At 64.7% G+C, this 13,791-nt stretch carries 14 protein-coding genes; 7 read left to right on the top strand and 7 right to left on the bottom strand.

What is annotated here, in order from left to right:
- Positions 1–11: 11 nt before the first annotated feature.
- Complete coding sequence (locus HCR84_RS15980) at positions 12–1,949, bottom strand: AfsR/SARP family transcriptional regulator (RefSeq protein ID WP_166979389.1); 1,938 nt, start codon at positions 1,947–1,949, stop codon at positions 12–14.
- Positions 1,950–2,054: 105 nt separating this feature from the next.
- On the opposite strand from HCR84_RS15980, the gene HCR84_RS15975 reads away from it, so the two are divergent.
- Positions 2,055–2,930, top strand: a complete 876-nt coding sequence (locus HCR84_RS15975) for an alpha/beta fold hydrolase (RefSeq protein WP_166979390.1) — start codon at positions 2,055–2,057, stop codon at positions 2,928–2,930.
- 17 nt (positions 2,931–2,947) lie between these two features.
- On the opposite strand, the gene HCR84_RS15970 is transcribed toward HCR84_RS15975, so the two are convergent.
- Positions 2,948–3,787, bottom strand: a complete 840-nt coding sequence (locus HCR84_RS15970) for a helix-turn-helix transcriptional regulator (RefSeq protein ID WP_166979392.1) — start codon at positions 3,785–3,787, stop codon at positions 2,948–2,950.
- Positions 3,788–3,888: 101 nt separating this feature from the next.
- Here HCR84_RS15970 and HCR84_RS15965 point away from each other — a divergent pair, with 101 nt between their 5' ends.
- Together HCR84_RS15965 and HCR84_RS15960 are read left to right on the top strand one after the other, a co-directional pair.
- On the top strand, positions 3,889–4,596 hold the full coding sequence (locus tag HCR84_RS15965; protein WP_166979393.1) for an SDR family NAD(P)-dependent oxidoreductase: 708 nt from the start codon (positions 3,889–3,891) through the stop codon (positions 4,594–4,596).
- Complete coding sequence (locus tag HCR84_RS15960; RefSeq protein ID WP_244972514.1) at positions 4,593–5,534, top strand: SDR family NAD(P)-dependent oxidoreductase; 942 nt, start codon at positions 4,593–4,595, stop codon at positions 5,532–5,534. The genes HCR84_RS15965 and HCR84_RS15960 overlap by 4 nt, the downstream gene beginning before the upstream one ends.
- Here the strand turns inward: HCR84_RS15960 and fdxA are convergent.
- From fdxA to HCR84_RS15935, 5 genes are all read right to left on the bottom strand, one after another.
- On the bottom strand, positions 5,512–5,823 hold the full coding sequence (fdxA, locus tag HCR84_RS15955; RefSeq protein ID WP_166979395.1) for a ferredoxin: 312 nt from the start codon (positions 5,821–5,823) through the stop codon (positions 5,512–5,514). The genes HCR84_RS15960 and fdxA overlap by 23 nt on opposite strands.
- 111 nt (positions 5,824–5,934) lie before the next feature.
- Positions 5,935–7,113, bottom strand: coding sequence for a CaiB/BaiF CoA transferase family protein (locus HCR84_RS15950; RefSeq protein WP_166979396.1), 1,179 nt, complete (start codon positions 7,111–7,113; stop codon positions 5,935–5,937).
- A 104-nt stretch (positions 7,114–7,217) separates the two neighbouring features.
- A complete protein-coding gene (locus HCR84_RS15945) occupies positions 7,218–8,045 on the bottom strand; it encodes an ABC transporter permease (RefSeq protein WP_166979398.1) in 828 nt (275 codons plus the stop codon).
- 6 nt (positions 8,046–8,051) lie between these two features.
- Positions 8,052–8,816, bottom strand: coding sequence for an ABC transporter ATP-binding protein (locus HCR84_RS15940; protein WP_218043587.1), 765 nt, complete (start codon positions 8,814–8,816; stop codon positions 8,052–8,054).
- Between the two features lie 33 nt (positions 8,817–8,849).
- Positions 8,850–9,863: an ABC transporter substrate-binding protein gene (locus tag HCR84_RS15935; RefSeq protein ID WP_166979400.1), complete on the bottom strand. Its 1,014-nt coding sequence runs from the start codon at positions 9,861–9,863 to the stop codon at positions 8,850–8,852.
- Positions 9,864–10,333: 470 nt separating this feature from the next.
- Between HCR84_RS15935 and HCR84_RS15930 the strand changes: the two genes are divergently transcribed.
- The 4 genes from HCR84_RS15930 to HCR84_RS15915 all read left to right on the top strand — a co-directional run bounded on the left by HCR84_RS15930 (position 10,334) and on the right by HCR84_RS15915 (position 13,783).
- Positions 10,334–11,098: a CPBP family intramembrane glutamic endopeptidase gene (locus tag HCR84_RS15930; protein ID WP_166979402.1), complete on the top strand. Its 765-nt coding sequence runs from the start codon at positions 10,334–10,336 to the stop codon at positions 11,096–11,098.
- A gap of 2 nt (positions 11,099–11,100) precedes the next feature.
- Positions 11,101–11,673: a TetR/AcrR family transcriptional regulator gene (locus tag HCR84_RS15925; RefSeq protein ID WP_166979403.1), complete on the top strand. Its 573-nt coding sequence runs from the start codon at positions 11,101–11,103 to the stop codon at positions 11,671–11,673.
- A gap of 84 nt (positions 11,674–11,757) precedes the next feature.
- On the top strand, positions 11,758–12,366 hold the full coding sequence (locus tag HCR84_RS15920) for a helix-turn-helix domain-containing protein (protein WP_166979405.1): 609 nt from the start codon (positions 11,758–11,760) through the stop codon (positions 12,364–12,366).
- A 118-nt stretch (positions 12,367–12,484) separates the two neighbouring features.
- Positions 12,485–13,783: an MFS transporter gene (locus tag HCR84_RS15915; RefSeq protein ID WP_166979407.1), complete on the top strand. Its 1,299-nt coding sequence runs from the start codon at positions 12,485–12,487 to the stop codon at positions 13,781–13,783.
- The last annotated feature ends 8 nt before the right edge of the window (positions 13,784–13,791 follow it).

The raw sequence follows: 13,791 nt of genomic DNA, 5'->3' as shown, positions 1-13,791 counted from the left end.
TTGCACCCTGATCACCGAGTGACGACCGGGCCAAAGGTGAGAAGGCCCGACTGCGCCCCCGCGAGCTCGCCACGTGCCGGTCGCAACGCGTCGCGGGCGCGCTGCAGCGATTCGTCGTCTGCCGCAGCCTCGGCCGCGCGGGCGACGAGGGTCCACAGCGCCTCGAGCAGGTGGTCGGCGGGAGGAACAGGGAGATCGCGCAGCGCTGCCCTCGCGGCATCCTTGGCGCCCGATTCGGCGAGCAGCAGCGGTTCGACCCAGCGAGCGTACGGGCCCCAATCCGTCGTGCCCGGCTCGGGCAGGGCGAGGTGGTGCTGCACGCGCACGCTGAGCAGCGCCAACTCGAGCAGACCACGCTGCATGCCCGGCATTCCGGAGCGATCGAGCAGCGGGGCGGCGGCGCGGTACGCGGCAGCGACCTCGGATGCCTCGGCTCCCGTGAGCGCGAGGCGCAGCGCGCGGTACCAGGTAGTGAACACGGTGATCAGCGGCGATTCGTAGCGCTCGGCGAGAGCGTCCGCGGCGGCGGCCTGCTCGTCAGCGCCCGCGATGTCGCCTCGTGCGCAGCTGGATTGCAGCCTGATGAGCCGACCGAGAAGCTCGAAGGCGGGGAGGTCGTTGCGGGCAGACAGGGTGATCAGCTCGGCTCCGATGGCGTCGCGCGTCGGGGAGAGCCCCGCGCGGTGAAAGCTCTGCATAAACACGCCGCCCAGCGCGAACGCGAGAAGCGCCGGGTCATTGAGACTGCGCGCGAGTGACTCGGCCTCGCTGGCCGCCTTCCGGCTGCGGGGCTTGCCGCCGCCGCGGGACTCGAGGGCGATTGTCGCGAGAAGCCGTGCCTTTGCGGCATCCTGACCCGTGACGGGAAGTGAAGCACGTGTGCGCTCGGCGGCGGCGACCACCTGCGCAGCGAGGTCTGGAAAGTCAGAGCGCGCCCAGATCGCCGGCACGTCGTACGAGCCGATCACCCGCGCGGTGAGCTGAGGGTCGCCAAGCTGTTCGGCCGCGGTGATCGTCGCGACGCGCTGCTGCTGGGCTGCCTTGAGACCATCGCCTCCCGCGATGGCGAGGCTGCGCAGCAGATCGACTGTCGAGCGCAGCCGCGCCCGAGCGCCGAGGGCGGCACCGCCGGAGGAGCTCGCCGCTGCCTTCGCCCACACCGTACTCGCAGCATCCGGTGGGCTCGTCGGCGATCCCAGCGTGTCGGAATGCGTGAGAATCTCGGTTTCCATGCGCACCAGCGCGTCGCCGGGATCAAGCCCCAGCTGGTCGGCGAGGCGCGCACGCGCTCGCCGCACAACATCGAGCGCGTCTTTCTGTCTTCCCGAGCGGTAGAGCGCCAGAGCGAGCAGCCGCCACGCCTCTTCGCGCCACGGATTGTCTGTGACGTGGGCGTCGAGATCGGGCACCACCTCGCCGGGGCAGCCGAGCCGGATGCGTGCGTCGGCAGACGCCTCGACGGCGTTCAGCCGCAGCTCCGTCAGGCGTGAGCGCTCGGCCGCGGCCCACCGTTCTTCCGAGAAATCGGCGTAGGCAGGGCCGCGCCACTCGGCAAGCGCGGCGTGCAGGGCCGCGGCGGCGTCGTTCGGGCCCAGCGTGCGCGCGTCGGCGACAGTGCGCTCGAAGCGCGTCGCATCGACGGCATCCTCTCCCAGCCTGAGCGCATAGCCCGTCGCCTCGGTCACGAGAAGCGCTGGCTGCGCTCGCGGCGGCCGATCGGGTTCGAGCGCCCGTCGCAGATCGCCGACGAAGGTGCGGATCGATCCGCGAGCCCGCGGGGGAGGAGCCTCATTCCAGAGGTCGTCGATGAGCACAGCGAGAGGCACGGTGCGGCCGCGGGCGATGGCGAGTCGCGCAAGCACCGCGCGGTGCTTCGGGCCGCGAAGCGAGATCGCCTCACCGGCGGAATTGCGCGCCAGCATCGGGCCGAGAACCTGCAGCGTGGCCATGAGGCGAGTCTACGGGCAGAGAATCGCACGCCCCCAGCTGCTGATCAGCTGCTGATCGCCCTTGGGCACCGTGGAAACTACACACCGACAACAGAAGGAACCACAGTGACCCTCGCCATTCCCGGATTCGACTACCACCGCATCCCCGCCGCAGACCGCACCCGTCTGAGTGTTGCCGTCGCCGGAAGCGGCAGCCCCATCGTGCTGCTGCACGGCTTTCCGCAGACTCACCTGATGTGGCGGCACGTCGCCACAGCACTCGCCGCCGACCACACGGTGATCGTTCCCGACCTGCGTGGGTACGGAGCGAGCGACAAACCGGTCGATGACGGGCAGACGTATTCCAAGCGCACGATGGGGGCGGATGCTGTCGCCGTTGCCGCCGCGCTCGGGCACAGCCGCTTCGCTCTCGTCGGTCACGACCGCGGGGCGCTTGTTGCGTTTCGCGCGGCGATGGACCACCCAGACGCCGTGACGCACGCCGCGTTTCTCGATGTGCTGCCGACACTCGACAGCTGGAACGCGCTGCAGGGCGTCTCGGCATCCGTCGGTTTTCATCTCTTTCTGATGGCGCAGCCTGTTGGGCTTCCCGAGACGATGATCGAGAACAGCGCCGAGGCGTTCTTTGGGTACTTCCTCGATGCGTGGACGAAGAACTCCGCGTCGATTCCGCAGGAGTATCGCCGTGCCTACCTCGACGCGAGCGCGGGAGCTGTGCCGTCGATCGTCGCCGACTACCGGGCGACGGCGAGCATCGACATCGTGCACGACCAGGCGGATGCCGACCTGGCAACCCAGCTGGCGATGCCCGTGAGCGTTGTGCAGCAGAACTGGGGTGCTGCGCTTGGCTATGACGCCGCGGCGCTGTGGAAACGGTGGGCGCCGAACCTCGCGCACGACACTACCGACGCGGGGCACTTCATGGCCGAGGAGTCGCCGGCCGAGATCGAAGCGGTGATTCGCGAGCTGCTGTCCCGGTAGCGCGAGTCGGATGGGCGTCACTCAACGAGCTGCTGCGTTCCGAGCACGATGGCGAGCGAGAGGCTCTCTGCGTCGTCGGTGCCCGGCTCTGCTGAATAGACCATGAGGCGCAGATCGTCCTCAGCGACAACGAGAGTGTCGCAGTCGAGCGCGATGCGGCCGACCGACGGATGGTCGATGACCTTGTGCCGGCCGGGGCGCGGTGCCGGAGCGTCCGCGCTCCAGAGCTCGACGAAACGCGGGCTCTGGGCGCTGAGCTCGCTGACCAGCTGGCGAGTGCGCCGGTCAGCGGGGTACCGCGCCGCAGTGAGGCGAAGATCGGCGACAAGCTGCGTTTCGAGGTCTGCCTTCTCGTCTGGCGTATGGACGGCGCGGTTGCCTGGGCCGACAAGGTTGCGCCAGACCGCGTTGCGCTCGATTCCTCTCCACGCCGTCGTCTCGCCCATCAGCGCGTTGTACGGTGCGTTCGCGGTGACGAGCGTCCACGCGGCATCGTAGACGGCGACCGGGGTGTTCGAGAGTCGATCGAGAATGCGCTGCACGCTCGGGGTGATGCGTGCCGAGACGACGTTGCTGCCCGGCGCGGGCTGGCCCGAGAGCTGAAAGAGCAGCTCGCGCTCGCCATCGCTGAGGCGAAGGCCGCGGGCAAGCGCCTCGACAACCTGGACTGACGGCGATGTCGCGCGCCCCTGTTCGAGCCGAGTCAGGTAGTCGACGGAGATGCCGACGAGGCCCGCGAGCTCTTCCCTGCGTAAGCCCGGAGCACGGCGCCGCCCTCCGGCCGGCAGCCCGACGGCATCCGGTGCGACTCGTTCGCGCCACCGCCGCACGGCTCCCGCGAAATCCCAATTCTCCACCCCTTAAGTGTGCATCTGTTCTCGCACGCTGCCCTGGCCCTGGCAGTCCTACGACACACAGACGACTGCCTGCGCGCGCGACGAAGAGTGACGCTGGGTGCATGACAACAACACTGATCACCGGGGCCAACAAGGGCCTCGGCAAAGAAACAGCAAAACAGCTCATCGCCGCAGGACACACCGTGTATCTCGGGGCTCGTGATGAGGCAAAGGGTCGGGCTGCCGCACAGGACGTCGGAGGTCGGTTCGTGCAGATCGATGTGACAGACGACGCGTCCGTCCGCGCTGCCGCCGCGACGATCGAGAGCGAGGGCGGACTCGACGTTCTCATCAACAACGCGGGAATGGAGCCCCGCCTCGCGGGCAACGCAATTCCAACGCCGGCGGACACCACGGTCGACGAGATGCGCGAGACATTCGAGACAAACGCGTTCAGCATGGTGAGAACGATCGGCGCTTTCCTGCCTCAGCTGCAGCATTCCACCGAGGCCGTCATCGTGAATCTCGCGAGTGGCCTTGCGACACTCTCGGGACTTAGCGACCCCGAGAGCTTCACCCACTTCTACCCTGCCGTCAGCTACCCGGCATCGAAGGCGACGGTGAACGTGATCACCATCCAATACGCGAAGGCGTTCCCCGGCATTCGCATCAACTCGGTAGAGCCGGGCTTTACGAACACCGATCTCAACGGTCGCACGGGAACGCAGACCGTCGAGGAGGGCGCTGCGATCATCGTGAAGATGGCGCAGGTGCGCCCGGACGGCCCAACCGGAACCTTCGTCTCGGCGCAGGGGGTGCTTCCCTGGTGAGCGCTGGCACGGTGCTCGTCACCGGCCCGACGGGCGGCCTGGGGCGTTCGGCGGTGATGGCGATGGCGCGCCGTCCTGCGCCCCAGCGGCCCGATCTGCTGCTTGTCGGGCGAGAGGGGCCGCGCCTCGACGCCGTTGCTGAGAACGCCCGAGCGGAAGGAGCGCACGTTGAGACGATTCCCGCGGACCTCGCGCAGCTCTCAGACGTGCGAGCGGCTGGCTTGAGAGTGAAAGAGCTCGTGGATGCCGCAGCAGTTGCACCTCTGCGGGCCCTGGTCGCGAACGCCGGAGCCTCGGTTGTCGATACGCGACGGGCATCGGCCGACGGCTACGAGCTCACGTTCGCTGTCAACTACCTTGCCCACGCCCAGCTGATCGGCGATCTGCTCGACTCGTTCGCTTCACCGTCGCGTGTCGTTCTGCTCGGCTCGAACACCTACCATCTGAACGCGGTTCGCCGTCTTCTGGGGGTGCCTCCTGCGCAGTGGCGAGATCCGCTCGAACTCGCGACCCCCTTAGCCGCCGGCGAGACGCCGACGACGCGCGCGGCCGGAGTGGCGTATTCGAACTCGAAGCTCGCGCTGCTCTACTACGCGCATGAACTGCAACGACGTGCGCCAGACGGCGTCGGCGTCGCGGTTTTTGAGCCCGGCTACATGCCGGGGACGGGCCTGTTTCGCGAGCAGGGCGCTGCGATGCTGCGCGTGGGGAGGATGCTTGAACGCATTCCCGGCATCTCGTCACCCGCGCGCTCGGGGCCGGCGCTCGCCTCGGTCACGCTCGACGAACGCTGGTCGCACCTACGCGACGGCGCCTTCGTTGTGAAGACACGCCAGCGCGATGTCGAACCGTTCGCCCTCGACAGGGCTCGCGAGGCCCGTCTCTGGGAGGCGACGGCCGAGCTGCTCGGTAGCGTCAGCGTCGGGGAAGAGCGGTAATCGTCGGGTGGTCCTCGACCGGGCCGTGCGCGTCTGCGCCACCGGGGGAGCCGACCTTCTCGAAGAGCTCGTACGCGATGTCGACGAACTTCTCGTCTTCGGGCTCGACGTCGTCGACGTAGGTGATTGCCTCGACCGGGCACACCGGTTCGCAGGCACCGCAGTCAACGCACTCCTCCGGCTGAATATAGAGGGTGCGCTCGCCGATGTAGATGCAGTCGACCGGGCACGCGTCAATGCACGCGAGGTCTTTCACATCGACACAGGCCGATCCGATCACGTAAACCATGTCGTCACTCCTTTTCGGGGGCGTTGTCTGGATACAGTGCATAGTTGCGGATATTGTGCTGGGGTGTGCCGGTGCACGTTGTCCGGAGGTATGCAGCGAAAAGCTGGGCCGCTATTGCACGGCGCCACTCGCGACGAGCTCGTCGATGCGGGCAGCGTCGTACCCGAGCCCCAGCAGCAGCTCGCGACTGTGCTCACCCAACCGCGGCGGCGTGTGCCGAATCTCGGATGCCACCTGCGACATCGCGATGGGCGACGCAATCGTCTTGACGATCTGCCCGCTGCCGCCGTCGAACTCGATGATCATGTTGTTGTGGGCGGTCTGCGGGTCGGCCAGCGCCTCGGCGAGGCTGCGCACCGGCCCGCAGAGCACGTCTTCCCTCTCGAGCGCGGCGAGCCAGCGTTCGCTCGTGCCTTCCCTCAGCCGGTCGGCGATGAGCTGCCGAATCTCGCGTCGATTCTCCTTCAGCCTCTCGAGCGTCGAGAAGCGCTCCTCGATCGACAGATCGGGCAGCTCAAGCGCAGCGCAGATGTCGCGCAGCGGATTCGGTTTGAACGCGCCGACGATGACGATCTCGGAGTCCGCCGTCGGGAAGCACCCGCTCAAGGGCATGAGCGCCCAATTGAGCTCCTGGTCGTACATGAGGCGCGTCGTCGCCTCTTGCATCTGCATAGCGAGCATCGAGTTGTAGAGACTCACCTCCACCTTCTGGCCATCGCCCGTCTTCTCGCGGTGAAGCAGAGCGAGAAGAATGCCCTGCACCAGATGCTGGCCCGCTGTGTAGTCGGCGATCGGCGTCGCATAGATCGACACCGGATGCTCTGGGTCGGCCAATCGCTTCATCACACCGGAGTACGCCTGCCCCAGAATGTCTTGACCGCCCTTGTGCGCGTAGGGGCCTGACGCGCCGAAGCCCGAGCCCGCCGCCCAGATGATGCGCGGGTTGATCGCCGATACGGCGTCGTAGTCAAGGCCGAGGCGCTCCATGACGCCGGGGCGAAAGTTGCTGACGACGACGTCGGCGTCACGCAGCAGATCGAGAATCACCGCGCGACCAGCATCCGTCGAGAGATCAACCGCGATGCCGCGCTTGTTGCGGTTGAGACTGAGAAAGACGGGATTGTCTTGCCCGGTGTGAGCAAGCACGCCGCTGCGTGACAGGTCGCCCGACCCCGGACGCTCGATCTTGATGACGTCGGCGCCGAAGTCTCCGAGCGCCTGCGTGCAGGAGGGCCCGAGCATCACCTGCGTGAAGTCGATGACGGTGACGCCATCCAATGGTCGAGACATCGCATCCTCCTGGGTACTCGGGTGGTCTGGGTGTTCGGGTGGTGAATTGAGGGCCGATGCGCGCCTCCCGGCGGACATCGACCCCCAAGCTGTGAGGCTCGTGATTACATCTTGGACTCAGCAGACCACGTCACGAACAGGCGTTCAAGCACCGAGACGATCGAGAAGAACACAACGGCGACAAGCGACGCCATGATCATGGTGGCGTACAGCAGCGGGGTGTCGAAGTTGTAGGTCGCCTGAATGATCATGTACCCGAGGCCACGCTGCGAGCCGATCCACTCGGCGACGATGGCGCCGATCACCGAGGTGGTGGCCGTGATGCGCAGCGACGAGAAGAGGAACGGCATCGAGGCGAAGACGCGCAGCTTCCAGAACGTCTCGGAGCGCGACGCCGAGAGCAGCCGGAACAGCTCGAGATGCTCCTTCTCTACGGCCTTGAGGCCCTTGACCATGTTGACGAGGGTGGGGAAGAACGAGATGAGCGCCGCGATGACGATCTTCGGTGCGTACCCGGTTCCGAGCATCAGAACGAGCACGGGAGCGATGGCGACGATCGGCACCGTCTGAATGAAGACGGCGACCGGCATGAGGGCGTCTTCCGCCGCCTTCCAGTGCACGAAGAGCACGGCGAGCAGAATCGCTATCGAGTTTCCGACGAGGAACCCTGCGCCCGCCTCGATCACCGTGGGAGCAGAGTGCTCAAGCAGCGTCGAGATGTTCGCGCCAAACGATTGGCCGACCTCGAGAGGCGACGGCACGATGTAGTACGGCACGTTGAAGACGACGCACACGGCCTGCCAGAGCACGACAAGCGCGACGACAGCCAACAGCGGAGCCCCGACCCGTTTGAACGCTGAGCGTCGAGGTTTTGGCTTGGTGCCGCGACGCGTGCCGCTCATCACGAGGGTTTCGGTGTTTGTTCCGACCATGTCAGATCACACCCCTTCCAGAAGATTGCGCAGATGCGTGACGTACCCGGAGAACTCGGGAAGTGCGCGCACCTCGCGGGTTCTCGCGTCGGGCAGGTCGATGTCGACGACATCACGGATGCGGCCGGGCTGCGCAGACATCACCACGACGCGCTGCGAGAGAAAGACAGACTCGGCGATGCTGTGCGTGACAAAGATGATCGTCGTGTTCGTCACCTGCCAAATGCGCAGAAGCTCCTCGTTGAGGCGGTCGCGCGTAATCTCGTCAAGCGCGCCGAACGGCTCGTCCATAAGCAGCACCTTGGGCTTGGTGATGAGCGCCCGGGCGATCGACACACGCTGCCGCTGCCCACCGGAGAGCTGCGACGGCAATGCGCCTTCGCGCCCGTCGAGGCCGACGAGCGCAAGCAGTTCGCGGCCGCGATTCTTGTCGTCCTCCGTGACTTTGCCATTGCCGATCTCGAGCGGAAGCGTCACGTTCTTCAGGGCATCGCGCCACGGAAGAAGCGCCGCATCCTGAAAGACGAAGCCGAGGTGGCGGCTCGTGCGAGCCGTCTCCGGGGATTCGCCGAGAACGCTTACCGAACCGGATGTCGGCTCGAGCAGGTCGGCGATGATGCGCAGCAGTGTTGACTTGCCGCACCCAGACGGGCCGAGCAGCGATGTGAAGCTCTGGCCGTCAAGTGACGTCGAGACGCCCTCGAGGGCGGTGACCTTACCGTCCGTCGTGTCGAACGTGATGCCGACGTCGTCGATGCTGATGGGCTGCATTGCGGTTTCCTCTTTTACCTGCATGCGCTGCCCTTAGCCGAGCTTCGGACGGGAGTCGGCCGTTGCGTCGAGAATGTCCCAAGTGGCGAGGTCATCGACGGTGGGAGGTGTGGAGTTGAACTGTCCGAGCTCATCCCACAGTTTGATCTGGCTCTCCCAAATTGACTTGTCCATCGTTCCCCAACCCTTTTCGGCCGTGGACTTTGTGAAGACGTACTTCATCATCGCCTCGCCGTCATCCTGAATGTCCTTGAGCTTCGACTCGGGCGACATCTCTACTGTGGCCTTCGCCGCATCGGCGACGTTGTCGTAGGCAAACTCCCAGCCGCGCGCCGTCGCCGAGGTGAACTCCTTGACGATGTCTGACTTCTTCTCGAGCACGTCGTCTGTTGAATAGTAGATGTACCCGTAGAGCGGAACACCGTTTTCAGAGAGCCGCATCGAGACGAAGTCGTCGCCGAGAGGGCGGCGCTGCGAGAGAGAGTTGAGCCAGGTTCCCCAGGCATCGATTTTTCCCGTCATCAGAGGCGCGACGGATTCTCCCGTTGCGACGAACTCGACCTCGTCTTCGCTGATCTTGTTCGCCGCGAGCAGCGCCTTGACGAGAATGTCGGATGTCGCCGGGCCGCCGACCGTCTTGCCGACGAGATCCTCGGGCTTCTCGATGGGGCTCTCGGGCTTGGAGAGCCACGCGTACGGGTGGTCTTGCACGCAGACGGCGAACGCCTTGACCGGGATTCCCTGCGACCGAGCGAGCATGTGCGAGGGGCTCGACGAGATCTGGCCGATCTGCGATTCACCGGCAGCGACGAGCGCGATACCGTCGATGCTGGGCCCGCCCGGGTTGATCGAGAAGCTGATGCCGGCGTCGTCGTACCAGCCCTTCGAGAGGGCGATCGCTTCGCCGAACTGACCGGAGTTGATCAGCCAGCCAAGCTGCAGTGCGAGTGGCGTGCCATCGCCGCCGCCTTTTCCAGCGGGCCCTCGACCCGGCTCGCTGCAGGCGGTGAGCAGCGACGTTCCGAGTGCGAAGGCGCCGACCGACAAACCGGCACCCGCCAGCAGATTCCGGCGTGAAAAACTGAGATGTGGACATGAGTGCTCTCCTCGTTGAGATGCTTCTGAGTTGTGTCATGTCCATCTGCACAGACATGACGATCTGAGGTATGCAGGGTGCCGGGCATAGCGGTGGCACCCCGCTGTCTCAGGGGACGGAAAGGGATGCTGCTCGAGCGGTGTCGCGCAGGGCGGTTCGCTCAGATTCTTCGATTGCGCGCGGTGCAAATACTTCCGTGCTGGGGTCTCCAAGCCCGCTCCTGCACATGCTGCGAGTGCGGGAACGGTGAAAGTAAATTTAGTATATTGAAGTTTTTTACTGAGTCAACCAAACGCAGAAAAGAAGTGAATGTTTATGGAACATTGAGCCGCCAGCGATGACGGAATCATCCTTTGACATCGGGCTGATACAGTCGTATTCTTTTGAGTGGAATACGACTGTATTCCGCGAAGGGATGAGAATGTCCAGCACGTACACGAGCATCGACAGTTCCGGGCCGGCAATGTGGCCCGTTCGCTATCGCTGGGTGGTGGCGATTGCGTTCGCGTTCGTCCCTGTCTTCTTCACCGCCGCAGCGTCTGCCGCGTCACAGGTGCTGCAGGCAGGCGACTCGACAGCAGCTCTGACGATTGCGGGCGGTGCCGCAATCAGCGCAGCCCTCGGCGTCATCGTCATGAAGGTTTCACCCGCCAGCCTTCGACAGTTTGGATTCCGCGCTCCTCGGGGTGGTCGAGCAGTCTTGTGGTTTCTGCCGCTGCTGATCACCATCGTGCTCGTGCTTGCCACGCAAGGCCTGAAAGTGGCGGGTATCGTTCTTGTCGCCTACGCCGTGTTGACGCTCTGTGTCGCCGTCAATGAGGAGATCTGGTTCCGCGGAATCATTATCGCTGTCTTGAGAGGCGCCGGAGTGCGAGTGGCAATCATTGGCAGCTCGGTGATGTTCGCCGTGCTGCACCTGGCGAACCTTGCCGGAGGGCAGACGATTCCGGAGGCAATTCTTCAGGTGGTCTTCGCCGCGCTCTTTGGGGTGGCGGCTGCGGAGCTGACGGTGTTGACGGGCAGCCTTTGGCCGGCGATCCTGTGGCACGCGGTGTGGGATTTCGCCAACTACATCGGCGGAAACACCACGTCCAGCGCTGCGCTGGTCGGCATCGGAATCGCCTGTGCGGTCATCCTTGCCTACGTGCTCGTGATGTGGCGCGCGGCGAATCACTTACCCTCGTAGATATGGAACTCACCCGGCGTCAGACGGAGCTCGCTGACGCCGCGCTGCGCATCATCGGTCGTCACGGAATGACGGCACTCTCATTTCGAGCTGTCGCCACAGAAGCACGCTGTTCTCTCGGTTCGGTGCAGAAGGCCTTCCCATCAAAGGAGCACATGCTCGCCGCGTCCTTCACGCGATTGCGCGAGAGTGCAGCCCCGTTGCCACCGGGCGAACCGGGCCGCCCCACACTTCACAGCTGGCTCGTCGCCTTGCTGCTCGGAATCCTTCCCCTCGATGCGGAACGCAGCACGGCACAGCGCCAGGGCGACGCATTTGCGCAGGTGGCTCTCTCGGATGCCGCGATGGCTGCGGCGATCGCCCAGAGCGACACGCAGGTGCGCCACCTGCTCGCTTCGCTCATTGCACGCGCCCGGTCCGAGGGAGAGGTGCCCCAGCATGTCGACGCCGATACCGTCGCATGGGCAGTGCTCGCACTGGCACAAGGCCTCGCTGCCCAGCTGCTCTACTTTCACGAAGACGAAGCCGATATACACAAAAGACTCGACAGTGTCATCGCCGCACTGCTTGATTGAGATCCGACTTTCAGCAAAATATTTGACCTAGTAAAAAACTTCAATATACTAAAATCTGTCACCATCGATCGAGGAGCTGCATTTATGGTCTTCACACCAAGCGAGACATCGCCGGGTCCGGCCGTTGATGCGATCCTCACGAGTGTCGGCACGCAGGTGCGCGCTCTCCGCAAGGAGAAGGGGCTCACGCTGCAAGAGCTGTCTGAGGTCACACACCTCAGCCCGGCGATCGTCAGCCAGATCGAGAGAGGACTTGCCAACCCGTCGTTCACGACAATGGCGCAGTTGGCACATGGTCTGGAGATCCCAGTGGGGAAGCTGTTCCCCAGCCATGAAGAAACACGGTCTCCCGTTGTGCGCAAAGCAGACAGGAGAGATCTCAAGGGGGTCGCCCCCGAAGCCGTCGGTGAAGCAGCATACGAACTGCTCACCCCCGACCTCAACGGCACCCTCGAAGCACTCTGGGTCGTCACTCCTCCTGGACACGACACCAGCGATATTCCGTTCACACACGGAGGCGAAGAGTTCGGGCTCATCATCTCCGGCAAGAAAGATGTGTACCTCAATGGCCAGAGGCACCAGCTCGAAGCCGGCGATTCGATCACCTTCGACTCCACGATTCCGCACTGGTACAAAAACGACTACGACGAAACGTGCGTAGCGATCTGGGTGATCACGCCGCCGACCTGGTAGGTCCGCAGAGCGCGGTGCCCACCGCATCCTATTCATCACCTCCAGCGCCGCCCACACGGGCGGGCGTCGATGGAGCCTTCCCTCAAGCTGCAATGACGGCGCTTGACTAAGGAGCAACATGATTGACACTGGCGTCACGAAGAAGGGCCGCAAACGCGAGCGTTTCACGCCCGAAGTTCGACGTGGCATTCTCGGACTCGGCCTCGGCAACACCCTCGAGTGGTACGACTGGATGATCTTCGGGCTGCTCTCGTCGTATATCGGCCCCCACTTCTTTCCGAGCGTCGACCCCGTGACCGCAACGCTCGATGCTCTCGCGATCTTCGCCGTCGGCTTCCTCTTCCGCCCGCTCGGCGGCGTGGTGCTCGGAACCTTCGCCGACCGCATCGGCAGGCGCAAGATCATGATGCTGTCGATCACGATGATGGCCATCAGCACATTGGTGATCGCCGTGTCGCCGACCTACGCAGAGATCGGCATCTGGGCGCCTATCATCCTGCTGCTTTGCCGCGTCGTGCAGGGAATCTCCACCGGTGTCGAGGCGCCGCTCTCGACAGCGCACGCCGTTGAGCTCGTGCCCGAAGGCCGCGAGGGCTTCGTCGCCGGCATCATCTCGTTCTTCGTGAACGTCGGAATTCTTCTCGCGCCGCTCGTGAGCTTCATCGTCTCGGCAAGCATCGGCGACGGGGCAATGAGCGAGTGGGGCTGGCGCATTCCGTTCGTCGTCGGCGCGGCATTCGGTTTCGTCATTCTCTACCTGCGCCGCACCCTTCCCGAGACCATGAAGAAGGATGAACTCGCGCAGGCCACCACCGGCTCGGTCTGGATGGGCGTGCGCAAGAGCTGGGTCAGCGTTCTCGCGATCATCTTCGTCGTCGGCGCCGTGCAGGCGTACAACTACGCCTGGAACGTTGGGCTCCCCAACTCGGCACGATCGACGATGCAGGAAGACCCGACGGCGGTGTTCGCCCTCACCACGGTGCTCGGGATCGTTCTCGTTGTCGGAAGCCTCGTCGTCGGCAGACTCGTTGATGGCCGGGCCATCTCGCAGTGGTTCATCGTCGCCCGCATCCTCGTCATTCCCTCGGTGTTCCTGATGCTGCTCTACGTGCAGCCCGGAATCGGCGGCTTCGCCGCCGTGCTGCTCGGCGGCTCGGTCGTGCTCGTGCTCAACATGACGCTCTACAACGTGGTGTCGGCATCCCTCATGCCCAAGAGCTACCGCGGCGCAGGCACATCGCTCGGCTACGGGCTCGGCGTCGCCATCTTCGGCGGCACCGCATCGTTCCTGCTCGTGTGGTTCCACTCCCTTGGGCTCGACTGGGCGTTCCCCGTCTACGTTGCCGTGCTCTCAGCACTCAGCGTCATCTTCTACCTCATCGCACGCCGTATCAACGGCATTCACGTTGGAAAGTGAGAAACACA

This window comes from Paramicrobacterium fandaimingii, assembly GCF_011751745.2.
Taxonomy (GTDB): domain Bacteria; phylum Actinomycetota; class Actinomycetes; order Actinomycetales; family Microbacteriaceae; genus Paramicrobacterium; species Paramicrobacterium fandaimingii.
Note: the sequence above shows the minus strand (reverse complement) of the source record. Positions and strands in the feature narration are given on the sequence as shown.

Coding starts and splice junctions, on each gene's coding strand:
- HCR84_RS15980 (WP_166979389.1), bottom strand. CDS start 1,949: ATGGCCACGCTGCAGGTTCTCGGCCCGATGCTGGCGCGCAATTCCGCC.
- HCR84_RS15965 (WP_166979393.1), top strand. CDS start 3,889: ATGACAACAACACTGATCACCGGGGCCAACAAGGGCCTCGGCAAAGAA.
- fdxA (WP_166979395.1), bottom strand. CDS start 5,823: ATGGTTTACGTGATCGGATCGGCCTGTGTCGATGTGAAAGACCTCGCG.
- HCR84_RS15950 (WP_166979396.1), bottom strand. CDS start 7,113: ATGTCTCGACCATTGGATGGCGTCACCGTCATCGACTTCACGCAGGTG.
- HCR84_RS15945 (WP_166979398.1), bottom strand. CDS start 8,045: ATGGTCGGAACAAACACCGAAACCCTCGTGATGAGCGGCACGCGTCGC.
- HCR84_RS15940 (WP_218043587.1), bottom strand. CDS start 8,816: ATGCAGCCCATCAGCATCGACGACGTCGGCATCACGTTCGACACGACG.
- HCR84_RS15930 (WP_166979402.1), top strand. CDS start 10,334: ATGTCCAGCACGTACACGAGCATCGACAGTTCCGGGCCGGCAATGTGG.
- HCR84_RS15925 (WP_166979403.1), top strand. CDS start 11,101: ATGGAACTCACCCGGCGTCAGACGGAGCTCGCTGACGCCGCGCTGCGC.
- HCR84_RS15920 (WP_166979405.1), top strand. CDS start 11,758: ATGGTCTTCACACCAAGCGAGACATCGCCGGGTCCGGCCGTTGATGCG.
- HCR84_RS15915 (WP_166979407.1), top strand. CDS start 12,485: ATGATTGACACTGGCGTCACGAAGAAGGGCCGCAAACGCGAGCGTTTC.